Below are 23799 nucleotides of genomic sequence, written 5' to 3'. Positions count from 1 at the left end.
AGCGTTAGGGAAACGCCCGGTTACATTCCGAACCCGGAAGCTAAGCCTTTCAGCGCCGATGGTACTGCAGGGGGGACCCTGTGGGAGAGTAGGACACCGCCGAACACCTGCCCTTTTAGCTCAGTCGGTAGAGCGTCTCCATGGTAAGGAGAAGGTCAACGGTTCGATTCCGTTAAAGGGCTCAAAATGAAAAGGCCCCCGCCTCTTGGCGGGGGCCTTTTTGTGTTTCCGTTCAGGTCGACTGCGAGCGCCCGGGGCCGGCGCCCTCCCCTTGCGGGAGGGCGCCTTCTCTGTCAGTGGTGGTCCGGCTCGCGGAGGCGCATCGCCAGGATGGCCATGTCGTCGGAGGCGGGGGCCTGGGCGAAGCGCTCGACCGCGCGGAGGACACGGGAGGCGACCGCGCCGGCCGTCAGGCCCGTACAGGTCCTGAGGACCTCGGACAGGCCGTCGTCGCCCAGCATGCGGGTGCCCTCGCGGCGTTCCGTCACGCCGTCCGTGACGCACAGGAGGACGTCGCCCGGGTCGAGCGTGATCGTCTGCTCGTACAGCTCCAGGTCCTCCATGACGCCCAGGAGCGGCTGCGGTTCGGCCGCCGGCTCGACCGTGCCGTCCGGGCGGAGGCGCAGTGGGAGCGGGTGTCCTGCGCAGACGACCTTCAGGATCGCCGAGCCGTCCGGCTGCGGGCGCATCTCGCCGTAGAGGAGAGTCAGGAAGCGGCTGCGGGCGCCCTCGTCGAGGATCGCCGCGTTCAGCCGCTCCAGGACGGCCGGGCCGCCGAAGCCCTCGCGGGCCAGGAGGCGCAGGGCGTGGCGGGCCAGGCCCGTGACGGCGGCCGCCTCCGGGCCCGTACCGCAGACGTCGCCGATGGCGAATCCGTAGACGTCGTCCCGGATGGGGAAGATGTCGTAGAAGTCGCCTCCGACCTCGTTGCCCTCGCCGGCCGCGCGGTAGATGACGTCGACCTCGACGCCCGGGATCGTGGGCAGGCCGGGCGGGAGGAGGCTGCGCTGGAGGGACTGGCTGATCGCCACGCGCTCCGAGTACAGGCGGGCGTTGTCCAGGGCCAGGGCGGCCCGGCGCGAGAGGTCCTCGGCGAGCTCCAGGATCTCCTGGCGGAAGTGGTCCTCCGAGGGCCTGCCGAGGGTCAGCATGCCGATGACCCGGTTGCGGGCGACCAGCGGCAGGACGACCGTCTCGCCGGCGACCGCGCTCGCGGTGGCCAGGGTGGTGTCGATGCCGGAGGAGAGCGGGCTCGCGGGGTGGTCGAGGGCGTGGACCGAGGCGGTGAGCGCGGCCCGGTGGGCGGCGTCGCCCGGCGCGGACCACACGCGGGCGCCGGGGGTCGGCACCGGGTCGGGCGGGGCGATGGAGGAGAGCAGGTCCTTGAGGCCGTCGATGCGGTCCTCGTCCTCGTGGAGCACGTACGAGAGGTACGGGTCGGAGGCCTGGTCGGCGATCGTGTAGACCGCGCACCAGGTGGCGAGGGTGGGGACCGTCATCTGGGCCATGAGCGCCAGGGTCTGGTCGCGGTCGAGGGTGCCGGCCAGGAGGTCGGAGGCCTCGACGAGGAAGCTGAGGGAGCCGCGGCGGAGTCGTTCCAGTTCGCCGAGGCGGGCGGATTCGACGGCCAGGGCGATGCGGTCGGCGGCGAACTGGAGGCGCAGGGCCTCCTCGTTGGAGTAGCGGTTCGCGCTCTCGGCGGCCACGCCGAGGGAGCCGGTGAGGCGGCCCTCGACCTTCAGAGGGACCGTCACCACCGAGCGCATGCCGGTGCCTTCGAGGAGGGGGACGGCGCCGGGTACGGCGGCCAGGTCCTCGTGGACGGCGGGCATGCGGGCGGAGCCGTAACGGCTGGCGCCGGTCTCCACGGGGACGCGGGCGAAGCGCTGGCGGGCGGCCGGGAGTCCGGTCGTGGCCCGTACCTCCAGTTCCGTCTCGTCGTCGGTGGCGAGGAGGAGGAAGGCGGCGTCGCCGTCGAGCATGTCGCGCGCGCGTTCGACCGTGCGCTGGAGGAGGCCGTCGAGGTCGTCGGGGGCGGGGGTGCCGATGAAGACCTCGAAGGGGTCGGCGGCGCGGCTCTCGGTGCCCGGTTCGGCGACGGGGCGCTGCGGGGTCTGGAGGACCGCGCGCTCGTGCTCCCGTACGAGGAGGCAGACGGTGGAGGGTTCGCCCTGGGTGTCGCGGACCCGGAGGTGCGAGGCGTAGACGGGGATGACGCGGCCGTCGGCGCAGCGGATGCCGTAGCTGCCCTCCCAGCGGGAGAGACGGAGGGCCTCGGCGAGGCCGGTGCCGATGCCGGGGGTGTGGGGCCAGGCGGCGAGGTCGCCGAGGGGTTTGCCGATGACCTGCTCGGATTCGTATCCGAAGAGTTCCTCGGCGTCCTCGTTCCAGGCGGTGATCGTGCCGGCGCGGTCGATCTGGGCGACGGCGACGCGGACGCGGCTCTCGGCGACCGGGAGGAGGGCGTCGGGGAGGACGGGGCCTGCGGAGCGGGTGCCGACGGGGCGCTGGGGGAGGTCCAGGTGGAACCAGACGTGCTTGCGGGTGGGGGAGTAGTCGACGCCCCAGCGGTGGGCGAGGGCGGCGCAGAGCAGCAGGCCGCGGCCGTTCTCGCGGTCGGGGCTGCCGAGGGTGCGGCCGCTCTGGACGGGGATCTCGCGCTCGGGGTAGCGGTCGGAGACCTCGACGCGGACGCTGTCGTCGGAGCGGAGGCAGAGGACGTCGGCGGAGGTGCCGGCGTGGATGACGGCGTTGGTGACGAGCTCGCTGGTGAGGACGACGGCGTCGTCGACGAGTTCGGGGTGTCCCCAGCCCTGGAGGGTGTCTCTGACGAAGGCGCGGGCGGCCGCGACGGACCGCCCGACGGGCTCGAAGCTGGCAGTCGCCCGCGCGGTGATCACAGCACTCCTCGTACGCGTCTCGACGCCCGGCTCTGCCATGCTCGGTCTGTCCCTCCCACTGCCCGGTGGTCGTGCGCGCACCACACCGCCCCCGCCGGGCGGACCGGGGCGGTTGGACAGCCGGATGCCAGGTTACTTACCTTCGCTGTCCGAGCGGATGCCGGTCACCGCTGATTCCGTCCCTCGGGGTAGGGACGCTGTGCGAAGCTGCCGAACTGTTATCGCCAGGTTCGGGCACGGTGAAACACTGGGCAGGCTGACGGCGAGAGCCGGAGCGGTACGGTCGACCCCTTTCGGGAGGGACACGGTGGAGTCTGGCACGGCGGCGCGGCGCGGCGGAGGCAGTGGCACGCGCGCGAGGGGCGGGCGTTCCCGTGGGGGGACGGTCCAGGTGGACGCGGCGGCGCTGGAGCGGCTGCTGGCCGCACTGGTGTCGATGCGGGACGGGAACTTCCGTAGGCGTCTCACGGTGTCCGGCGACGGGGTCATGGCGGAGATCTCCGCCGTGTTCAACGAGGTCGCCGACCGGCAGATGCATGTGACGGGGGAGCTGTCGCGGGTCCGGCGGGTGGTCGGGCGCGAGGGCAAGCTGTCCGAGCGCCTGGAGGCGGGGGCCAGCGAGGGTGCCTGGGCGGCGGCGATCGAGGCCGCGAACGCGCTCGTGGACGATCTGGCGCGGCCGGTGTCCGAGGTGGGGCGGGTGCTCTCGGCGGTGGCCGAGGGTGATCTGGACCAGCGGATGGACCTGCGTTCGGAGAGTGCGGACGGGACCGTGCGGCCGCTGCGCGGGGAGTTCCTGAAGGTCGCCCGTACCGCCAACAACCTGGTCGACCAGTTGTCGGTGTTCGCCTCCGAGGTGACGCGGGTCGCCGTCGAGGTGGGTACGGACGGCAAGCTGGGCGGGCAGGCGCAGGTGCGCGGGGTGTCCGGTTCGTGGAAGGACCTCACGGACTCCGTCAATACCATGGCGAACCGGCTGACGGCCCAGGTGCGGGACATCGCGCTGGTGACGACGGCGGTCGCCAACGGCGATCTGTCGCAGAAGGTCACGGCGAACGTGGCCGGCGAGATGCTGGAGCTGAAGAACACCGTCAACCGGATGGTGGACCAGCTGTCGTCCTTCTCGTCCGAGGTGACCCGTGTCGCGCGCGAGGTGGGTACGGAGGGCGAGCTCGGTGGTCAGGCCGAGGTGGCCGGGGTCGCCGGTGTGTGGAAGGACCTCACCGATTCCGTCAACACGATGGCGGGAAACCTCACCAATCAGGTGAGAGGCATCGCCGAGGTGACGACGGCGGTCGCGAACGGTGACCTGTCGCAGAAGGTGCGGGTCTCCGCGCGCGGTGAGATCGCTCAACTCGCGGACACCATCAACCAGATGACGGAGACGCTGCGGACGTTCGCCGACGAGGTGACCCGGGTGTCGGGCGAGGTCGGCGCGCAGGGTCTGCTCGGCGGTCAGGCGCAGGTGCCGGGTGCGGCGGGGACGTGGAAGGACCTCACGGACTCCGTCAACACGGTCTTCCGGAACATCACCACGCAGGTGCGGGACATCGCGCAGGTGACGACGGCGGTGGCCAACGGTGATCTGTCGCAGAAGGTCACGGTGGACGTGGCCGGCGAGATGCTGGAGCTGAAGAACACCGTCAACACGATGGTGGACCAGCTGTCCGCCTTCGGTTCCGAGGTGACCCGGGTGGCGCGGGAGGTCGGCGTCGAGGGTCTGCTCGGCGGTCAGGCCGAGGTGCCGGGTGCGGCGGGCACGTGGAAGGACCTCACCGACTCGGTGAACACGGCCTTCCGCAACCTGACCGGTCAGGTGCGGGACATCGCGCAGGTGACGACGGCGGTGGCCAACGGTGATCTGTCGCAGAAGGTCACGGTGGACGTGGCCGGCGAGATGCTGGAGCTGAAGAACACCGTCAACACGATGGTGTCGCAGCTGTCGTCCTTCGCGGACCAGGTGACCCGGATGGCCCGGGACGTGGGCACCGAGGGCCGGCTCGGCGGTCAGGCGCGGGTCGACGGGGTGTCCGGGCGCTGGCGGGAGCTCACGGACTCCGTGAACTTCATGGCCGGCAACCTGACCTCGCAGGTGCGGCAGATCGCGCAGGTGACGACGGCCGTGGCGCGCGGCGACCTGTCGCAGAAGATCGACGTGGACGCGCGGGGCGAGATCCTGGAGCTGAAGAACACCATCAACACGATGGTGGACCAGCTCTCCGCGTTCGCCGACCAGGTGACCCGGGTGGCCCGCGAGGTGGGCACGGACGGGCGGCTCGGCGGTCAGGCGCAGGTGCCGGGAGTGGCCGGTGTGTGGCGTGATCTGACGGACTCGGTGAACGGCATGGCCGGCAACCTCACCACCCAGGTCCGCAACATCGCGCAGGTCGCCACCGCGGTGGCGCGCGGTGACCTGTCGCAGAAGATCGACGTGGACGCGCGCGGCGAGATCCTGGAGCTGAAGAACACCCTCAACACGATGGTGGACCAGCTCTCGAACTTCGCGGAGCAGGTGACCCGGGTGGCCCGCGAGGTGGGCACCGAGGGCATCCTGGGCGGTCAGGCCGAGGTGCAGGGGGTCTCCGGCACCTGGAAGGACCTCACCCAGTCGGTGAACTTCATGGCGAACAACCTCACCATCCAGGTGCGGAACATCGCCGAGGTCACGACGGCGGTCGCCATGGGCGACCTGTCGAAGAAGATCACGGTCGACGCCCGGGGCGAGATCCTGGAGCTGGTGACGACCGTCAACACCATGGTCGACCAGCTGTCGAACTTCGCCGACGAGGTCACGCGCGTGGCCCGTGAGGTGGGTACGGAGGGCATCCTCGGCGGCCAGGCACGCGTGCGCGGTGTCACCGGTACGTGGAAGGACCTCAGCGACAACGTCAACCTGATGGCCAACAACCTGACCAGTCAGGTGCGGAACATCTCCCGGGTCTCGGCGGCCGTCGCCAACGGCGACCTGACGAAGAAGGTGACGGTCGAGGCGCGCGGCGAGGTCGCCGAACTCGCCGAGACCGTCAACACGATGGTGACGACCCTGTCGTCCTTCGCGGACGAGGTCACGCGTGTGGCCCGCGAGGTGGGTACGGAGGGCATCCTGGGCGGCCAGGCCCGGGTGCCCGGGGTCTCCGGCACCTGGAAGGACCTGACCGAGTCGGTGAACTCGATGGCCGACAACCTCACCGGCCAGGTGCGGCAGATCGCGGCCGTCACCACCGCCATCGCCAAGGGCGACCTCACCAAGAAGATCGACATCGACGCGCGCGGTGAGATCCAGGAGCTGAAGAACACCATCAACACGATGGTCGACCAGCTGTCGAACTTCGCCGAGGAGGTCACGCGCGTGGCCCGCGAGGTGGGCACCGACGGGCAGCTGGGCGGCCAGGCCCGGGTCCGGGACGTGGAGGGCACCTGGAGCGACCTCACCGAGTCCGTGAACGAGATGGGCGGGAACCTCACCCGGCAGGTGCGGGCCATCGCGGCCGTCGCCACCGCGGTGACCCGCGGCGACCTCAACGTGAAGATCGACGGCGTGGACGCGGCCGGTGAGATCCAGGCGCTCCAGGACAACATCAACACGATGATCGCCAACCTGCGCGACACCACCCTCGCCAACGACGAGCAGGACTGGCTCAAGAGCAACCTGGCCCGCATCTCCGGCCTCATGCAGGGCCGCCGGGACCTCGACGACGTGGCGTCGCTCATCATGAGCGAGCTGACGCCGGTGGTCTCGGCCCAGCACGGCGCGTTCTTCGTGGCCATGCCGACGGGCTCCGCGCACGGCGACGCCGAACTCGTGGGCGAGGGCGACGGCTCGTACGAGCTGCGGATGCGCGGGAGTTACGGATACTCCACCGGGTCGATGCCGACCTCGTTCCGCCCCGGCGAGACCCTCATCGGGACGGCCGCCGAGGAGAAGCGGACCATCCAGGTCAACGTGCCGCCGGGCTATCTCAAGATCTCCTCGGGGCTCGGGGAGGCCTCGCCCGCGCATGTGATCGTGCTGCCGGTGCTCTTCGAGGGCAAGGTCCTCGGCGTGATCGAGCTGGCCTCGTTCCAGCCGTTCACGCAGATCCAGCGGGACTTCCTCAACCAGATCGCCGAGCTGATCGCGACCACGGTCAACACCATCAGTGTCAACACCAAGACCGAGGTGCTGCTGCAGCAGTCGCAGAAGCTCACCGAGCAGCTCAAGGAGCGGTCGGCCGAGCTGGAGCACCGGCAGAAGGAACTCCAGGGCTCCAACCTGGAGCTGGAGGAGAAGGCCGAACTCCTCGCCCGGCAGAACCGGGACATCGAGGTGAAGAACACCGAGATCGAGGAGGCCCGGCAGGTCCTGGAGGAGCGGGCGGAGCAGCTCGCCGTCTCCATGCGGTACAAGTCGGAGTTCCTCGCCAACATGTCGCACGAGCTGCGCACGCCGCTCAACTCGCTGTTGATCCTGGCCAAGTTGCTCGCGGACAACGCCGAGACCAATCTGACGCCGAAGCAGGTCGAGTTCGCGGAGACCATCCACGGCGCGGGCTCGGACCTGCTCCAGCTGATCAACGACATCCTCGACCTGTCGAAGGTCGAGGCGGGAAAGATGGACGTGTCGCCGACGCGCATCGCGCTCGTGCAGCTCGTCGACTACGTGGAGGCGACGTTCCGGCCGCTCACGGCGGAGAAGGGGCTCGACTTCTCGGTGCGGGTCTCGCCCGAGCTGCCGGCCACGCTCCACACCGACGAGCAGCGGCTGCTCCAGGTCCTGCGCAACCTGCTGTCCAACGCGGTGAAGTTCACCGACACGGGCGCGGTGGAGCTGGTGATCCGGCCCGCCGGGGCGGACGTGCCGCAGTCGATCCGCGAGCAGCTCCTGGAGGCCGGTTCGCTGCGCGATCCGGAGGCCGACCTGATCGCGTTCTCGGTCACCGACACCGGGATCGGGATCGCGGCGAGCAAGATGCGGGTCATCTTCGAGGCGTTCAAGCAGGCCGACGGCACGACCAGCCGGAAGTACGGCGGTACGGGTCTGGGGCTCTCGATCAGCCGGGAGATCGCGCGGCTCCTCGGCGGCGAGATCTTCGCCGCGAGCGAGCCCGGCCGCGGTTCGACGTTCACGCTGTACCTGCCGCTGAGCCCGACGGCGGCTCCGTCGGCCGGTTACGGGCCGGGCGTGCAGGACGCGGACGACCCGCAGCAGGGGGCCGAGGAGGGCATGGCCGGGGCAGTGAACCCGTTCCCGCACTTCCCGCCGCCGAGCGTTCGGACGGAGGCGCGGTCCGGGGCCGGGGCGCTGTTCCGGCACCGGCGGAAGGCCGCGGCGGAGGCGACCGGGATGCGGGGCGCGGTCCCCGGGCAGCCCGGCGAGCCGATCGCGGCGGAGCGCGAGGAGCAGGAGGCCGAGCCGCGCCGTACCTTCGGCTTCTCCGGTGAGAAGGTGCTCATCGTCGACGACGACATCCGCAACGTCTTCGCGCTCACCAGCGTCCTGGAGCAGCACGGGCTCGCGGTGCTCTACGCCGAGAACGGGCGCGAGGGCATCGAGGTCCTGGAGCAGCACGACGACGTGACCGTGGTGCTGATGGACATCATGATGCCGGAGATGGACGGGTACGCGACGACGACCGCGATCCGGCGCATGCCGCAGTTCGCCGGGCTGCCGATCATCGCGCTGACGGCGAAGGCGATGAAGGGCGACCGGGAGAAGGCGATCGAGTCCGGTGCCTCGGACTACGTGACGAAGCCGGTCGACCCCGATCACCTGCTGTCGGTCATGGAGCAGTGGATGCGGGGGCAGTGACTCCGGGCCGGGGGTCCGTGCCGCGCCCGGCGCGGATCCCCGGGCTCCGCCGGCGCCCACTGACGGACTGTCGCCACAGGCGTGTGAGAGGGCGGGATACGGGGAACCTTCTGGTCTCCCACCGCGTTTCTGCTACGTGCACAGTGACATCGCGGTGACAGGGTGTGGCGACGGGCGGGGTGCGGCTACGATGACCGGCACAAGGACGGACGGCGCTAGGGAGTCGTCTTCTGGGGCGGCGCCCGGTGCTTCCCCCGGTTCGGGGGTCCGGGGAGAGCCGTTGCCGGGACGAGGAGGACGGGGCATGGTGCAGAAGGCCAAGATCCTCCTGGTCGATGACCGGCCGGAGAATCTGCTGGCGCTGGAGGCCATTCTCTCCGCGCTCGATCAGACGCTGGTGCGGGCATCGTCCGGGGAGGAAGCGCTCAAGGCGCTGTTGACGGACGACTTCGCGGTCATCCTGCTCGACGTCCAGATGCCGGGCATGGACGGTTTCGAGACCGCCGCCCACATCAAGCGGCGCGAGCGGACCCGGGACATCCCGATCATCTTCCTCACCGCCATCAACCACGGCCCCCACCACACCTTCCGGGGGTACGCGGCCGGAGCGGTCGACTACATCTCCAAGCCCTTCGACCCGTGGGTGCTGCGCGCCAAGGTCTCGGTCTTCGTCGAGCTCTACATGAAGAACTGCAAGCTGCGCGAGCAGGCCGCCCTGCTGCGGCTGCAGTTGGAGGGCGGCGGCGAGGGCGGTCACGGCAAGGAGTCCGCCGGACTGCTCGCCGAGCTGTCCGCGCGGCTCGCGGCCGTCGAGGAGCAGGCCGAGGCCCTGTCGAAGCAGCTCGACGACGACTCCGCCGACGCGGCCGCCGTCGCCACCGCCGCGCACCTGGAGCGCAAGCTCACCGGGCTGCGCCGGGCGCTCGACGCGCTGGAGCCCGGTACGGGCGCGGCGCCGACGCTGCCCGCCCAGAGCTGACGTATCGTCACCACTCGTCCGTTGCGAGGGCCGGCGTCGTGATGCGGCGTCAGCATCGTGCCCCGGCACGGACGACACGAACGGGTGAGGCGGACGGGCGCTCCCCACACCGCTCCCCACACCGGTAACCTCGGCATCATGGCTTCACGTACGTCCGGCAAGGGTTCCCAGAGCACGGCGAACACCGCAAAGCCGCGGGCCGGCCGGACGACGGGCGCCGCGAAGAAAGCGGTGCCCACGAAGTCCCCCGCCAAGCCGCCCGCGAAGAAGGCGCCCGCGAAGAAGGCCGCGCCCGCCAAGCGCGCGCCCGCGCGCAAGACCGCCGCGAAGAAGGCCCCGCCCCGGCCCGCCCCGTCCCCGACCGGGGGCGTCTACCGGCTCGCGCGCGGCGCCTGGCTCGGCCTCGCCCACGCGATCGGGGCGATGTTCCGGGGGATAGGGCGCGGCGCCAAGGGGCTCGACCCCGCCCACCGCAAGGACGGGCTCGCGCTGCTCCTCCTCGGCCTCGCGCTGATCGTCGCCGCCGGCACCTGGTCCAACCTGCGCGGCCCGGTCGGCGACCTCGTCGAGATGCTGGTGACCGGCTCCTTCGGCCGGCTCGACCTGCTCGTACCGCTGCTCCTCGGCGCCATCGGCATCCGGCTGATCCTCTACCCGGAGAAGCCCGAGGCCAACGGCCGGATCAGCATCGGCCTCTCCGCGCTCGTCATCGGCGTCCTCGGACAGGTGCACATCGCCTGCGGTTCGCCGGGGCGCGGCGACGGCAGCGCGGCCATGCAGGACGCCGGCGGGCTCATCGGCTGGGCCGCCTCCCAGCCGCTCGTCTTCATGATGGGCGAGGTCCTCGCCGTCCCGATGCTGGTGCTGCTCACCGTCTTCGGGCTGCTCGTGGTCACCGCCACCCCGGTCAACGCGATCCCGCAGCGGCTGCGCGCGCTCGGCGCCAAGCTGGGCATCGTCGAGCCCGCGTACGAACCGGAGGAGGCCGAGGAGCACCCGGTCCGCGAGGGGTACGACGAGGAGTGGCGGGACGCCGCGCCGCGGCCCGCACGGCCCGTCCGGCGCCGCGCGCCCGGGCCCTCGGAGCCGTACGACGTCGACCGGGCCGAGGCCGAGCTGCTTGAGCGGCGCGGCCGCTCGGCCCGCCGGACCTCCGGGCGGGACGACTTCGAGACCGGTCTCGACCCGGTGGACGTCGCCGCGGCCGCCGCGGCCGCGCTCGACGGGGCCGTGCTGAACGGCATGCCGCCCTCGCCGATCGTCGCCGACCTGACCAAGGACGTCACCGCCGAGCGGAAGGCCGCGCTCGCCGCATCGGCCTCCGAAGCCGCTTCCGCGGAGGCGGCGCCGGCCGCGCCCGTGCCGCCGGCCCGCGGGGGAGGCCGCGGGGCCGTACCCGACCTGACGAAGCCGGCGCCCGAGCCGACCGACCTGCCGCCCCGGGCCGAGCAGCTCCAGCTCGCGGGCGACATCACGTACTCCCTGCCCTCGCTCGACCTCCTGGAGCGCGGCGGGCCGGGCAAGACCCGCAGCGCCGTCAACGACGCCGTCGCGGCGGCGCTCACGAACGTCTTCACCGAGTTCAAGGTGGACGCGGACGTCACGGGCTTCACGCGCGGTCCGACGGTCACGCGGTACGAGGTCGAGCTCGGCCCCGCCGTGAAGGTCGAGAAGATCACGGCGCTCGCCAAGAACATCGCGTACGCCGTGGCCTCGCCCGACGTGCGGATCATCTCGCCGATTCCCGGGAAGTCGGCCGTCGGCATCGAGATCCCGAACAGCGACCGGGAGATGGTCAACCTCGGGGACGTGCTCCGGCTCGCGGACGGCGACGACGACCATCCGATGCTGGTCGCGCTCGGCAAGGACGTCGAGGGCGGCTACGTGATGGCCAACCTGGCGAAGATGCCGCACATCCTGGTGGCCGGTGCCACCGGATCCGGCAAGTCCTCCTGCATCAACTGCCTCATCACCTCGGTGATGATCAGGGCGACCCCCGAGGACGTCCGGATGGTGCTCGTCGACCCCAAGCGGGTCGAGCTCACCGCCTACGAGGGCATCCCGCACCTGATCACCCCGATCATCACCAACCCCAAGAAGGCCGCAGAGGCGCTCCAGTGGGTCGTCCGCGAGATGGACCTGCGCTACGACGACCTGGCCGCCTTCGGCTTCCGGCACATCGACGACTTCAACCAGGCCATCCGGGACGGCAAGATCAAGCTGCCCGAGGGCAGCGAGCGCGAGCTCAACCCCTACCCGTACCTGCTGGTGATCGTCGACGAGCTCGCCGACCTGATGATGGTCGCGCCGCGCGACGTCGAGGACTCCATCGTCCGGATCACCCAGCTGGCGCGCGCCGCCGGCATCCACCTCGTGCTCGCCACCCAGCGGCCGTCGGTGGACGTCGTCACCGGCCTGATCAAGGCGAACGTGCCCTCCCGGCTCGCCTTCGCCACCTCCTCGCTCGCCGACAGCCGGGTCATCCTGGACCAGCCCGGCGCCGAGAAGCTGATCGGCAAGGGCGACGGTCTCTTCCTGCCGATGGGGGCCAACAAGCCCATCCGCATGCAGGGCGCGTTCGTCACCGAGGCCGAGGTCGCGGCCGTCGTGCAGCACTGCAAGGACCAGATGACGCCCGTCTTCCGGGACGACGTCACCGTCGGGACCAAGCAGAAGAAGGAGATCGACGAGGACATCGGCGACGACCTCGACCTGCTGTGCCAGGCCGCCGAACTCGTCGTCTCGACGCAGTTCGGCTCCACCTCGATGCTCCAGCGCAAGCTGCGCGTGGGCTTCGCGAAGGCCGGCCGGCTGATGGACCTGATGGAGTCGCGGAACATCGTCGGACCGAGCGAGGGATCGAAGGCGCGGGACGTGCTCGTGAAGCCGGACGAGCTGGACGGTGTCCTCGCGGTGATCCGCGGGGAGTCGGGGGAGTAGCGGCGGAGAGGCCGGGTACGCGGTACGGGACCGGGCACGCGGTTCGAGGCCGCGTACGCGGTGGGGAGCCGGGTACCCGGTTCGAGACCGGGCCGAGACTCACTCGTAAGGGAACGGTGGGCAACCGTTTCCCCTGGCCGTACGTCAAGTTGGAGGGAGGGACAGAAGGATGTCCCATCCTCATGGCGTACAAACAGCACCCGCCCGGTTGCCCCACCCTTTCGTACCACCCATAGACTGAACGTCCAGCAGGTGGCTACACGCTCGAAAGGCGCTCTCGTGTCCATCGGCAACTCCCCCGAAGACGACCGGACCTTCCCGGCAGACGACCGGGACTCGATCGGTCGCGCTCTCCAGCAGGCCCGAATCGCCGCAGGTCTCACCGTCGAAGAGGTCAGTGCCTCCACCCGTGTCCGGATTCCGATCGTGCACGCGATCGAGGAGGACGACTTCTCGCGCTGCGGCGGCGACGTCTACGCCCGCGGGCACATCCGTACGCTCGCGCGCGTCGTCGGTCTCGATCCGGCTGCGCTGATCGAGCAGTACGACGCCGAGCACGGTGGCCGTCCCGCGCCCACCCCCGCCGCCCCGCTCTTCGAGGCGGAACGTATCCGCCCCGAGCCCCGCAGGCCCAACTGGACCGCCGCGATGGTCGCGGCCATCGTCGCCGTCGTCGGATTCGTCGGCTTCACGATGTTCAACGGGAACGAGTCCGGCAAGGGGACCACCGTCGCCGACGGCGGCCCGGCGCCCGCCCCCGAGAAGGCCACCTCCGCCACCAAGCCGAAGCCGGTCAAGCCCGCGCCCAAGCCCACCGAGAGCGCGATCGCCGCGGTCCCGCAGGACAAGGTCACGGTCAAGCTCTCCGCGATCGACGACAAGAGCTGGATCTCGGCGAAGGCGAGCGACGGCAAGCTCCTCTTCGACGGCCTCCTCCTCAAGGGCGAGTCCAAGACCTTCCAGGACGGCGAGCGCGTCGATCTGGTCCTCGGAAACGCCGGAGCGATCGAGCTCTATGTGAACGGCAAGAAGCTCGACGACAAGTTCGAATCCGGCCAGGTCGAGCGTCTCAGCTACACCAAGGGCGACCCCGAGGCCGGCTGAGCCCCGCGGCCGGTGATCCTCTCCGGCCGGTGATGTGACCTCTGTCGCGCAGGTGAACCCTGCGCGACGGGGGAACGGCCGGGACGAAGTAGTCTTGAGCCCATGCCCGAACGCCGTACCGTCGCCCTTGTCACTCTTGGCTGCGCCCGTAACGAGGTGGACTCGGAGGAGCTTGCAGGCCGCTTGGCAGCGGACGGCTGGGAGCTCGTCGAGAACGCCGAGGAAGCGGACGTCGCCGTCGTCAACACCTGCGGATTCGTCGAAGCCGCCAAGAAGGACTCCGTCGACGCCCTCCTCGAAGCCAATGATCTGAAGGATCATGGCAAGACCCAGGCCGTCGTCGCGGTCGGCTGCATGGCCGAGCGGTACGGCAAGGAGCTCGCCGAAGCCCTCCCGGAGGCCGACGGCGTCCTCGGCTTCGACGACTACGCCGACATCTCCAACCGCCTCCAGACCATCCTCAGCGGTGGCAGTGTCGAGGCCCACACCCCGCGTGACCGGCGCAAGCTGCTGCCGCTGTCCCCCGTGGAGCGCCAGGAGGCCGCCGCGTCCGTCGCCCTGCCGGGGCACGGCTCCGTGGACGCCCCCGAGAACGTGCCGAGCGACCTGCCCGACGGCCTCGCGCCCGCCTCCGGGCCGCGCGCGCCGCTCCGCCGCCGCCTGGACACCAGCCCCGTCGCCTCCGTGAAGCTGGCCTCCGGCTGCGACCGCCGCTGCTCCTTCTGCGCCATCCCCTCCTTCCGCGGCTCCTTCGTCTCCCGCCGTCCCTCGGACGTGCTCAACGAGACGCGCTGGCTCGCCGAGCAGGGCGTGAAGGAGATCATGCTGGTCTCCGAGAACAACACCTCCTACGGCAAGGACCTCGGCGACATCCGGCTCCTGGAGAGCCTGCTGCCCGAGCTGGCCTCGGTGGACGGCATCGAGCGGGTCCGCGTCAGCTACCTCCAGCCCGCCGAGATGCGCCCCGGCCTGATCGACGTCCTCACGTCGACCGAGAAGGTCGTGCCCTACTTCGACCTGTCCTTCCAGCACAGCGCCCCCGACGTGCTGCGGGCCATGCGCCGCTTCGGCGACACCGACCGCTTCCTGGAGCTCCTGGAGACCATCCGCTCCAAGGCGCCCACGGCCGGTGCCCGGTCCAACTTCATCGTCGGCTTCCCCGGCGAGACCGAGGCGGACTTCGCCGAGCTGGAACGCTTCATCACCCACGCGCGCCTCGACGCCATCGGCGTCTTCGGCTACTCCGACGAGGACGGCACCGAGGCCGCCACGTACGAGCACAAGCTCGACCAGGACGTCGTCGACGAGCGGCTCGCCCACCTCTCCCGGCTCGCCGAGGAGCTCACCGCGCAGCGCGCGGAGGAGCGGATCGGAGAGACCCTGGAAGTACTCGTCGAAACCCTGGACGAGGAGGAAGGCTGGATCGGGCGCGCCGCCCACCAGGCTCCCGAGACCGACGGACAGGTCGTGCTCACCACGGCCGACGGTGCGCTTCCCGACCTGGCCCCGGGCCGTATGGTCAGGGCGAAGGTCGTCGGCACGGAGGGCGTCGACCTGGTGGCCGAGTGTCTTTTCGAGGAGGCAGGCAGATGACCGGAGTCCCGGCATCCGCGACGGGCGGAACCGGTAGGCCGGCGCCCCGCGGCAAGCTGGGCGCGGCGGCCGTCAACCAGGCCAGCCTGTGGAACATCGCGAACATCCTCACGATGATCCGGCTCGTCCTCGTGCCGGGCTTCGTGATCCTGCTGTTCCAGGACGGCGGGCACGACCCGGCGTGGCGGGCCTGGGCCTGGGCGGCGTTCGCGGTGGCCATGATCACGGACGTCTTCGACGGGCACCTCGCCCGTACGTACAACCTGGTCACCGACTTCGGGAAGATCGCCGACCCCATCGCCGACAAGGCGATCATGGCGGCCGGGCTCATCTCGCTCTCCTTGCTGGGGGACCTGCCCTGGTGGGTGACCGCGGTCATCCTGGCCCGCGAGCTCGGCATCACCCTGATGCGGTTCTGGGTCATCCGGCACGGGGTCATCCCCGCCAGCCGCGGCGGCAAGATGAAGACGCTCGCCCAGGGCACCGCCGTGGGCATGTACGTCCTCATGCTCACCGGACCGCTGGCCACCCTCCGCTTCTGGGTGATGGCGGTGGCCGTCGTGCTGACGGTCGTCACCGGTCTGGACTACGTCCGCCAGGCGGTCGTCCTGCGGCGCAAGGGGCTCGCGGCGGAGCGCGCGGCCGCTCGGTCGGAGACGGCGACGCGATGACCGAGGCCGCCCGGGTGCTGGCGCTGCTCGCGGAGCGTGATCAGACGCTGGCCGCCGCGGAGTCGCTCACGGGTGGTCTGGTGGCCGCCGAGCTCACCGGCGTGCCGGGCGCCTCGGTGTCCTTCCGGGGGTCGGTGACGGCGTACGCCACGGCCCTCAAGCGCGAGCTCCTCGGCGTCGACGGGGCCCTGCTCGCGGAGCGCGGAGCGGTGGATCCCGAGGTCGCGCTGCAGATGGCGGCCGGTGTGCGGGACCGGCTCGGCGCCGACTGGGGGATCTCGACGACCGGGGTCGCGGGGCCCACCCCGCAGGACGGACAGCCCGTCGGAACCGTCTACGTGGCGGTCGCCGGACCGGCCGCGACGAGCGCGCGGGCCGGGAAAGTGGTGTCGTTGAGGTTGAACGGCGATCGTACGGAAATCCGTAGAGAGAGCGTACGGAGCGTGCTGGAACTGCTCCATGAGGAACTCTCGGGAAATGCGCGGGCACAGGATACGGAACACAACGGGGGGAATTGATGTTTGCAGCCCTGAGTGAACACGACATCGCTCCCCGCACGGCCGCAGCGCGAGGCGGTACGGTGGGGCGTGAAGGATGCGGCTACGCGGTCCGAGGAGGGAGCCACCGATGATCCTGCTCCGTCGCCTGCTGGGTGACGTGCTGCGTCGGCAGCGCCAGCGCCAGGGCCGTACTCTGCGCGAAGTCTCCTCGTCGGCCCGAGTCTCGCTCGGCTATCTCTCCGAGGTGGAGCGGGGGCAGAAGGAGGCTTCCTCCGAGCTGCTCTCCGCGATCTGCGACGCGCTGGACGTACGGATGTCCGAGCTCATGCGCGAAGTGAGCGACGAGCTGTCGCTGGCCGAACTGGCCGAGTCGGCAGCGGCGAGCGAACCGGTGCCGACGCCGGTACGCCCGATGCTCAATTCGGTGTCGGTGACGTCGGTGGCCGGTGTGCCCACCGGGCGGGTGACCATCAAGGCGCCCGCGGAAGCGGTGGACGTCGTCGCTGCCTGAACCGAAGTGGGGCGAAGCCCCGGTCGGTGCCTCTTTGCGGGGCACTGACCGGGGCTTTTCTCGTTTCCGAGGGCTTCGGGGGGTTCCGCTGGAGATGCCGGGTTCCGGTGGGGCGTGCATGGTGGGAGGGACGTACGACTGGGCCGTGTGCGCCGGGTTTGCCACCGGTGCGCCCTCCCGCAGGGTGATCCTGCCGGTCTAGCGTCGACCGCAGGAGGCGGCCATGGTACGGCGACGGGTTCCGCTGGTGACGCTCGCGCTGCTGGCGTGCGGCCTCGCGGCCGGAGGGCTCTGGTGGTGGGCGGTGCTGCGCCTGCTGCTCCTGCCGGGCGAGACCGGGCCCGTCGAAGGGGCGGTGGCCGCGGGCGGCTGGGGGCTGAGCCTGCTGCCGGTGCATGTGGCGGCTTCGTCGGGGCGGCGGCTTCCCGGGCCGGTGGCCCGGGGTGTCACCAGGGCATCGCGACGCCGCCGTTGGGGCGGAGGATCTGGCCCGTCGTGAACGCCGAGGCGTCGGAGGCCAGGTGCAGGACCGCGTGCGCGATGTCCTCGGCCTCGCCGACCCGGCCCAGGGGTGAGTGACGGACCATCGCCGCCTCGGCCTGGAGCTGGGCGGCCGGCTCGTGGCGGTCCGTCATCGGGGTGCGGATCCAGCCCGGGGCGACCGCGTTGACCCGGATGCCGTGCGGGCCCGCCTCCGTCGCCAGGGTCTTCGTCAGCTGGACGACGGCCGCCTTGGTGACGCTGTAACAGAGCAGGCCCGGGCTCGCGGTGTCCATCGCGCCCGAGGCCATCGTCACGATCGAACCGGGGACGCCGGCGGCGATCATCGAACGGGCCGCCTCCTGGCACGCGTAGAGCACGCCCTTGAAGTTGACGGCGAGGACGCGGTCGAGGTCCTCGTCCCGGGTCTCCAGGACCGTGCTCGTGTGCATGACCCCGGCGATGGCGGCCATGACGTGGAGGGGGCCGGCGGCGCGGACGGCCGCCGCCAGTGCGGGCCGGTCGGTGACGTCCAGGGGATGGAGGTGCGCGGAGCCGCCCCTCCGGGCGATCAGGGCCGCGGTCTCCTTGAGGCCCGCCTCGTCGCGGTCGGCGCAGTGGACGGTGGCACCGGCCCGGGCCAGGAGGTCCGCGGTGGCGCGGCCGATGCCGCTCGCGGCGCCGGTGACGAACGCGGTGCGGCCGGTCAGGTCGTATGCCGGGAGAGTGGTCGTCATGTCCGGACCGTACGACCGGATCTGACGGGTCGTCAATTGTTGGGGCGCTGGTTTCCGTCGGGGCCCCGCTGACAGCCCGGACACCAGTACGTGACCCGGTCGCCGAGCTCCGCCCTGCGGATCGCGGCACCGCAGCGGAGACAGGGACGGCCCTCGCGGCCGTAGACGTACAGCGGGGTGCCGGGACGGCGGGTGGTCGTGGTGCGCCGGTCGGGACGGTCCTTGTTCGCGTCCAGGAGGCGGTGCGCCGTGGCGACCAGACGGGCCGGGATCTCCGGGGCGAGCTCGCCGACCGGGAGCCAGGGGGTGACGGCGGCGAGGAAGGCCAGCTCCGACTTGTACACATTGCCGATGCCGGCCAGGTTCCGCTGGTCGAGGAGGGCCTCGCCGAGCGGGCGTGCCGGGTCGGCGCCGAGCCTTCGCACCGCCTCCTCGGCGTCCCAGTCCGGGCCCAGGAGGTCCGGGCCGAGATGGCCCACGGCGTGGGACTCCTCAGCGGTACGGATGAGCTCCAGGACCGGGAGACGGTAGCCGTACGCGGTGGACTCGGCGTTCCCGAGGATCGCCCGGATCTGGTGCTCGGGGCCACCGCGCGGGCGCTCCCCGGTGGCGTACACACGCCAGGCGCCGTCCATCCGCAGATGCGAGTGGAGGGTGAGCCCGCCCTCGATGCGGGCGAGCAGGTGCTTGCCGCGCGGGGTGACGTCGAGGAGCGTGCGGCCGGTGAGGTCGGCGGTCGCGAACCGGGGCACGCGGAGGTCCGCGCGGGTGAGGACGCGGCCGGCGAGCGCGGTGTGCAGGCGGTGCGCGGCCTGCCAGACGGTGTCTCCTTCGGGCATGGGGCCATTGTGGGCCGCGCCTCGGCCCTTCGTCGGGGGCAGTCGTCCTGCCGGGGTGGCGGGGGTGTCAGGGGCGGAGGCGGAGGCCTCTCGGGGTGGCCAGGAAGCCGGCGGACTCCAGGGGGCGGGCCAGGGGGGACGTCAGGGACGTCGCGCCGTTGACCCGTTCCACCGTGACCGTGCCCAGCGTGCCCGCCCTGGCCGACGCCGCCAGGGCCTCCGCGGCCGCCCTCAGGGCCGGGTCGTCCGGGTCCGTCGGCCAGGACAGGAGCGTCTTGCCGCCGCGCTCCATGTAGAGCGTGAGCTCGCCGTCGACCAGGACCACCATCGCTCCCGCCTTGCGGCCCGGTTTGTGTCCGGCACCGGTCGGCGGCTCGGGCCAGGGGAGGGCCGCGCCGTAGGCGTTCGCCGGGTCGGCCGCCGCCAGCACCAGGGCGCGCGGGCCCGCCGCCGCCTCGGCGCCGCGGTCGCGGGCCGTCGCGGCCGCCCGCAGCCGGTCCACCGCACCGTCCATGGCGAACTGGGCCGCGCCGAGCCCCTCCACGACATAGCCGCGCCGGGCCTGCCCGCTGTCCTCGAACGCGGCCAGGATCCGGTACGTGGCCGAGAAACCGCCCTCCACGCCCTCCGCGGCCACCGCGCCCCGGGTGACCACGCCGTGCCGGTCCAGGAGCGTGCGGGCCAGGGCGTGCGCCCGATGGGTCGGCTCCGGTTCGATCGGGGGCAGCATCGACCAGCGGCCCGAGACCGTGGGCGGGCCCGTGCGGGACGCCGGGCGGGCGGCGGCGGTCAGGGTGCCGTACCGCCCGCGCGGGACCGTGCGCCGCGCGCGGTGGGCGGTGGACCCGGCCGTGCGGCCCGAACCGAGGAGCGCGCGCAGCGGGGCCAGGGTGTCGTTGGTGAGCCGGCCCGACCAGGCCAGGTCCCAGAGGGCGTCGGCGAGCTGCGGATCGGTGGCGTCCGGGTGGGTCGTGGCCCGGATCTGGTCGGCGATCTGCCGGAAGAACAGGCCGTACCCGCCGGAGAGGGCCGTGAGCAGCGACTCGTGGAGCGCGGTGAGCTCCAGGGGGTGTGCCGGCGGGAGGAGCAGCGGCGCCGCGTCCGCGAGGTAGAGGGAGACCCAGCCGTCCTTGCCCGGGAGCGAGCCCGCGCCCGCCCAGACGACCTCGCCCGTGGTCGTCAGCTCGTCGAGGAGCGCGGGGGAGTAGTCCCTCACCCGGGACGGCAGGATCAGCTTCTCCAGGGCCGAGGCCGGCACCGGGGCGCCCTGGAGCTGCTCGATCGCCCGCGCGAGGCCGTCGATGCCGCGCAGGCTGCTGCCGCCCAGGTGCTGCCACTGCGGCAGGAAGGTGGCGAGGGCCGCCGGGGGCACCGGCTCCAGCTCGTGGCGCAGGGCCGCCAGGGAGCGGCGCCGCAGCCGCCGCAGGACGGTCGCGTCGCACCACTCCTGGCCGATGCCCGAGGGGTGGAATTCGCCCTGGACCACTCGGCCCGAGGCCGCCAGGCGCTGGAGGGCGCCGTCGGTGACGGCCGCGCCGAGGCCGAAGCGGGCGGCGGCCTCGGAGGAGGTGAACGGGCCGTGCGTGCGCGCGTACCGCGCGAGCAGGTCGCCCAGCGGGTCCTTGACCGGCTCGGTGAAGGCCTCGGGCACGCCGACCGGCAGGGCCGTGCCCAGGGCGTCCCGGAGCCGGCCCGCGTCCTCGATCGCCGCCCAGTGGTCCCGGCCGCCGACCCGCACCCGGATCGCGCGGCGGGCCGCCCCCAGCTCGGGCGCCCAGGCCGGCTCGGCGCCGCGCTCGGCCAGCTCCGTGTCCGTCAGCGGGCCCAGGACCCGCAGCAGGTCCGCGACGCCCTCCACGTCCTTGATCCGGCGGTCCTCCGTCAGCCACTGGAGCTCCCGCTCCAGCTCCGTCAGGACCTCGGGGTCGAGCAGTTCCCGCAGCTCCGCCTGGCCGAGGAGCTCCGCCAGCAGCCGCGAGTCCAGGGAGAGCGCGGCCGCCCGCCGCTCGGCGAGCGGGGAGTCCCCCTCGTACAGGAACTGCGCCACGTACCCGAAGAGCAGCGAGCGGGCGAAGGGGGAGGGCTCGGGGGTGGTGACCTCGACGAGGCGGACGCGCCGGGACTCGATGTCCCCCATCAGTTCTTCGAGGCCAGGGAGGTCGAAGACGTCCTGGAGGCACTCGCGGACGGCTTCCAGGACGATCGGGAACGACCCGAACTCGCTCGCCACCTGGAGGAGCTGGGCCGCGCGCTGCCGCTGCTGCCACAGCGGGGTGCGCTTGCCCGGGTTGCGCTTGGGCAGCAGCAGGGCGCGGGCGGCGCACTCGCGGAAGCGGGAGGCGAACAGCGCGGAGCCGCCCACCTGGTTGGTGACGATCTGCCCGATCTCGCCCTTGTCGAAGAGGGCGTCCGCGGCGCCGACGGGCGCCTTGTCCGCGTCGTACGTCGTGTCCAGGTGCCGGCCCGGGTCGACCGGCTCGTGGTCCAGGAGGTCGAGGCCCATGTCCAGGCCCATCAGGTCGGCGTCCGGCAGGCGCAGCACGATGCCGTCGTCCGCGTGCATCACCTGCGCGTCCATGCCGTACCGCTCGGCGAGCCGCGCGCCGAGCGCCAGCGCCCACGGGGCGTGCACCTGCGCCCCGAACGGGGAGTGGATGACGACCCGCCAGTCCCCGAGCTCGTCGCGGAAGCGCTCGACCAGGATCGTCCGGTCGTCCGGCACATGGCCGCAGGCCTCGCGCTGCTCCTTGAGGTACGCCAGGACGTTCTCCGCGGCCCAGGCGTCCAGGCCCGCGGCCAGCAGCCGCAGACGCGCGTCCTCGTCCGCGAGGGCGCCGACCTCGCGGAGGAACGCGCCCACCGCCCGCCCCAGTTCGAGCGGGCGGCCCAGCTGGTCGCCCTTCCAGAACGGCAGCCGGCCCGGCACTCCGGGCGCGGGGGAGACGAGCACCCGGTCCCGGGTGATGTCCTCGATCCGCCAGGAGGTGGTGCCGAGCGTGAAGACGTCGCCGACCCGCGACTCGTACACCATCTCCTCGTCGAGCTCGCCGACCCGGCCCCCGCCCTTCTTGGGGTCCGAGCCCGCCAGGAAGACGCCGAACAGGCCGCGGTCCGGGATCGTGCCGCCCGAGGTGACGGCGAGCCGCTGGGCGCCCGGCCGTCCCGTGACCGTCCCGGCGACCCGGTCCCAGACCACGCGCGGGCGCAGCTCCGCGAAGGCGTCCGAGGGGTAGCGGCCGGCCAGCATGTCCAGCACGCCGGTGAACGCCGACTCCGGCAGTGCCGAGAACGGGGCCGCGCGGCGCACCACCGCCAGCAGGTCGTCCACCTGCCAGGTGTCGAGCGCGACCATCGCGACCAGCTGCTGGGCGAGGACGTCCAGCGGGTTGGCGGGGATCCGCATGGACTCGATCGCGCCGGACCGCATCCGCTCGGTGACCACGGCCGCCTGCACCAGGTCGCCCCGGTACTTCGGGAACACCACGCCCGTCGAGACCGCCCCCACCTGGTGTCCCGCCCGGCCCACGCGCTGGAGTCCGGAGGCCACCGACGGCGGCGACTCGACCTGGACGACCAGGTCCACCGCGCCCATGTCGATGCCCAGCTCCAGGCTGGAGGTGGCCACCACGGCGGGCAGCCGGCCCGCCTTCAGGTCCTCCTCCACCTGGGCGCGCTGCTCCTTCGACACCGAACCGTGGTGCGCGCGGGCGAGCAGCGGCGGGGCGCCCTGCGCCGCTCCCGACTGGGCCATGACCTGGGCCGGAGGAGCCCCCTCGGGGAGCGGCTCTCCGGTCGCCCGCTCGTACGCGATCTCGTTCAGCCGGTTGCACAGGCGCTCGGCGAGCCGGCGGGAGTTCGCGAAGACGATCGTGGAGCGGTGGGACTGGACCAGATCGGCGATCCGCTCCTCGACGTGCGGCCAGATCGACGGCTTGTCCCCGCCGTCCTTGCCCTCCGAGGCGGGGGAGCCGCCCAGCTCGCCCATGTCCTCGACGGGAACGACGACCGAGAGGTCGAACTCCTTGCCCGACGGTGGCTGCACGATCTCCACCGCGCGCCCCGGGGAGAGGTAGCGGGCCACCTCGTCGACCGGGCGGACCGTGGCCGACAGGCCGATCCGGCGCGCCGGCCGGGGCAGCAGCTCGTCGAGCCGCTCCAGGGAGAGGGCCAGGTGCGCGCCCCGCTTCGTGCCCGCGACCGCGTGGACCTCGTCCAGGATGACCGTCTCCACCCCCGACAGGGCCTCGCGCGTGGCGGAGGTCAGCATCAGGAACAGGGACTCGGGGGTGGTGATCAGGATGTCCGGCGGCCGGGTCGCGAGCGCCCGGCGCTCGGCCGGCGGGGTGTCCCCGGACCGGATCCCGACCCGGACGTCCGGCTCGGGCAGGCCGAGCCGCACCGACTCCTGGCGGATGCCCGTCAGCGGCGAGCGCAGGTTCCGCTCGACGTCCACGGCGAGGGCCTTCAGCGGCGACACGTACAGCACACGGCAGCGCTTCTTCGCCTCGGCCGGCGGCGGAGCGGCCGCCAGGCGGTCCAGGGAGGCGAGGAAGGCCGCCAGGGTCTTGCCCGAGCCGGTCGGCGCGACGACGAGCACGTCGGAGCCCGCCCCGATGGCGTTCCAGGCGCCCTCCTGCGCCGCCGTCGGCGCGGTGAAGGCCCCGGTGAACCAACCACGGGTCGCGGGGGAGAACGAGTCGAGCGCGGACCTGACCATGCCACCCATCGTGCACCCGACCACTGACAACCGTCCGGAC

The 23799-nt window shown here is 72.1% G+C and carries 13 protein-coding genes, 1 tRNA gene and 1 rRNA gene; 11 read left to right on the top strand and 4 right to left on the bottom strand.

Translation table 11 applies throughout. The annotated features are described in order from the left end of the window. Window positions 1-105: ribosomal RNA gene (gene rrf, locus ACF07V_RS26105) — 5S ribosomal RNA — on the top strand; the annotation flags it as partial. Between the two features lie 4 nt (window positions 106-109). Continuing rightward, a tRNA-Thr gene (locus ACF07V_RS26100) sits at window positions 110-182 on the top strand. 111 nt (window positions 183-293) lie between these two features. On the opposite strand, the gene ACF07V_RS26095 is transcribed toward ACF07V_RS26100, so the two are convergent. Then, window positions 294-2939, bottom strand: a complete 2646-nt coding sequence (locus tag ACF07V_RS26095; RefSeq protein WP_392157623.1) for a SpoIIE family protein phosphatase — start codon at window positions 2937-2939, stop codon at window positions 294-296. A gap of 268 nt (window positions 2940-3207) precedes the next feature. On the opposite strand from ACF07V_RS26095, the gene ACF07V_RS26090 reads away from it, so the two are divergent. The 9 genes from ACF07V_RS26090 to ACF07V_RS26050 all read left to right on the top strand — a co-directional run bounded on the left by ACF07V_RS26090 (window position 3208) and on the right by ACF07V_RS26050 (window position 17485). Further along, window positions 3208-8688, top strand: coding sequence for a HAMP domain-containing protein (locus tag ACF07V_RS26090; protein WP_392157621.1), 5481 nt, complete (start codon window positions 3208-3210; stop codon window positions 8686-8688). Between the two features lie 304 nt (window positions 8689-8992). Beyond that, window positions 8993-9667 (top strand): two-component system response regulator, encoded by a 675-nt coding sequence (locus ACF07V_RS26085; RefSeq protein WP_093873786.1) that lies wholly within the window; start codon window positions 8993-8995, stop codon window positions 9665-9667. A 138-nt stretch (window positions 9668-9805) separates the two neighbouring features. After that, a complete protein-coding gene (locus tag ACF07V_RS26080; RefSeq protein WP_392157620.1) occupies window positions 9806-12607 on the top strand; it encodes a DNA translocase FtsK in 2802 nt (933 codons plus the stop codon). A gap of 279 nt (window positions 12608-12886) precedes the next feature. Further along, window positions 12887-13711, top strand: a complete 825-nt coding sequence (locus tag ACF07V_RS26075; protein WP_392157619.1) for a helix-turn-helix domain-containing protein — start codon at window positions 12887-12889, stop codon at window positions 13709-13711. Between the two features lie 102 nt (window positions 13712-13813). Beyond that, window positions 13814-15304, top strand: coding sequence for a 30S ribosomal protein S12 methylthiotransferase RimO (rimO, locus tag ACF07V_RS26070; RefSeq protein ID WP_392157618.1), 1491 nt, complete (start codon window positions 13814-13816; stop codon window positions 15302-15304). After that, entirely contained in the window at window positions 15301-15975 is a 675-nt protein-coding gene (pgsA, locus tag ACF07V_RS26065) for a CDP-diacylglycerol--glycerol-3-phosphate 3-phosphatidyltransferase (RefSeq protein ID WP_392157616.1), read from the top strand. Before rimO ends, pgsA begins: the two co-directional genes overlap by 4 nt. Further along, a complete protein-coding gene (locus ACF07V_RS26060; RefSeq protein ID WP_392157614.1) occupies window positions 15972-16493 on the top strand; it encodes a CinA family protein in 522 nt (173 codons plus the stop codon). Before pgsA ends, ACF07V_RS26060 begins: the two co-directional genes overlap by 4 nt. Before the next feature lie 109 nt (window positions 16494-16602). After that, the gene (locus ACF07V_RS26055) at window positions 16603-16986 is read left to right on the top strand and encodes a helix-turn-helix domain-containing protein (protein ID WP_024758922.1); all 384 of its coding nucleotides are present in this window, start codon (window positions 16603-16605) and stop codon (window positions 16984-16986) included. A 223-nt stretch (window positions 16987-17209) separates the two neighbouring features. After that, a complete protein-coding gene (locus ACF07V_RS26050) occupies window positions 17210-17485 on the top strand; it encodes a hypothetical protein (protein ID WP_392157612.1) in 276 nt (91 codons plus the stop codon). Here ACF07V_RS26050 and ACF07V_RS26045 read toward each other — a convergent pair. From ACF07V_RS26045 to ACF07V_RS26035, 3 genes are all read right to left on the bottom strand, one after another. Then, window positions 17433-18203 (bottom strand): SDR family NAD(P)-dependent oxidoreductase, encoded by a 771-nt coding sequence (locus tag ACF07V_RS26045; RefSeq protein WP_392157610.1) that lies wholly within the window; start codon window positions 18201-18203, stop codon window positions 17433-17435. The two genes, ACF07V_RS26050 and ACF07V_RS26045, sit on opposite strands and share 53 nt — an antisense overlap. 32 nt (window positions 18204-18235) lie before the next feature. Then, window positions 18236-19042 carry a DNA-formamidopyrimidine glycosylase family protein gene (locus ACF07V_RS26040; protein ID WP_392157608.1) on the bottom strand — a complete coding sequence of 269 codons (807 nt, stop codon included), beginning with the start codon at window positions 19040-19042 and terminating at the stop codon, window positions 18236-18238. A gap of 67 nt (window positions 19043-19109) precedes the next feature. Continuing rightward, on the bottom strand, window positions 19110-23759 hold the full coding sequence (locus ACF07V_RS26035; protein ID WP_392157606.1) for a DEAD/DEAH box helicase: 4650 nt from the start codon (window positions 23757-23759) through the stop codon (window positions 19110-19112). Window positions 23760-23799 lie beyond the last annotated feature (40 nt).

It is taken from the genome of Streptomyces sp. NPDC015661 (assembly GCF_043077765.1).
GTDB lineage: Bacteria > Actinomycetota > Actinomycetes > Streptomycetales > Streptomycetaceae > Streptomyces.
The sequence above is the reverse complement of the archived record's forward strand: the minus strand, read 5'-3'. Positions and strand labels throughout refer to the sequence as shown.

What these genes read in the sequence shown, in the direction of transcription:
- ACF07V_RS26095 (WP_392157623.1), bottom strand. Translation starts at nt 2,939, where the DNA reads ATGGCAGAGCCGGGCGTCGAGACGCGTACGAGGAGTGCTGTGATCACC.
- ACF07V_RS26085 (WP_093873786.1), top strand. Translation starts at nt 8,993, where the DNA reads ATGGTGCAGAAGGCCAAGATCCTCCTGGTCGATGACCGGCCGGAGAAT.
- ACF07V_RS26080 (WP_392157620.1), top strand. Translation starts at nt 9,806, where the DNA reads ATGGCTTCACGTACGTCCGGCAAGGGTTCCCAGAGCACGGCGAACACC.
- rimO (WP_392157618.1), top strand. Translation starts at nt 13,814, where the DNA reads ATGCCCGAACGCCGTACCGTCGCCCTTGTCACTCTTGGCTGCGCCCGT.
- pgsA (WP_392157616.1), top strand. Translation starts at nt 15,301, where the DNA reads ATGACCGGAGTCCCGGCATCCGCGACGGGCGGAACCGGTAGGCCGGCG.
- ACF07V_RS26060 (WP_392157614.1), top strand. Translation starts at nt 15,972, where the DNA reads ATGACCGAGGCCGCCCGGGTGCTGGCGCTGCTCGCGGAGCGTGATCAG.
- ACF07V_RS26055 (WP_024758922.1), top strand. Translation starts at nt 16,603, where the DNA reads ATGATCCTGCTCCGTCGCCTGCTGGGTGACGTGCTGCGTCGGCAGCGC.
- ACF07V_RS26050 (WP_392157612.1), top strand. Translation starts at nt 17,210, where the DNA reads ATGGTACGGCGACGGGTTCCGCTGGTGACGCTCGCGCTGCTGGCGTGC.
- ACF07V_RS26045 (WP_392157610.1), bottom strand. Translation starts at nt 18,203, where the DNA reads ATGACGACCACTCTCCCGGCATACGACCTGACCGGCCGCACCGCGTTC.
- ACF07V_RS26040 (WP_392157608.1), bottom strand. Translation starts at nt 19,042, where the DNA reads ATGCCCGAAGGAGACACCGTCTGGCAGGCCGCGCACCGCCTGCACACC.
- ACF07V_RS26035 (WP_392157606.1), bottom strand. Translation starts at nt 23,759, where the DNA reads ATGGTCAGGTCCGCGCTCGACTCGTTCTCCCCCGCGACCCGTGGTTGG.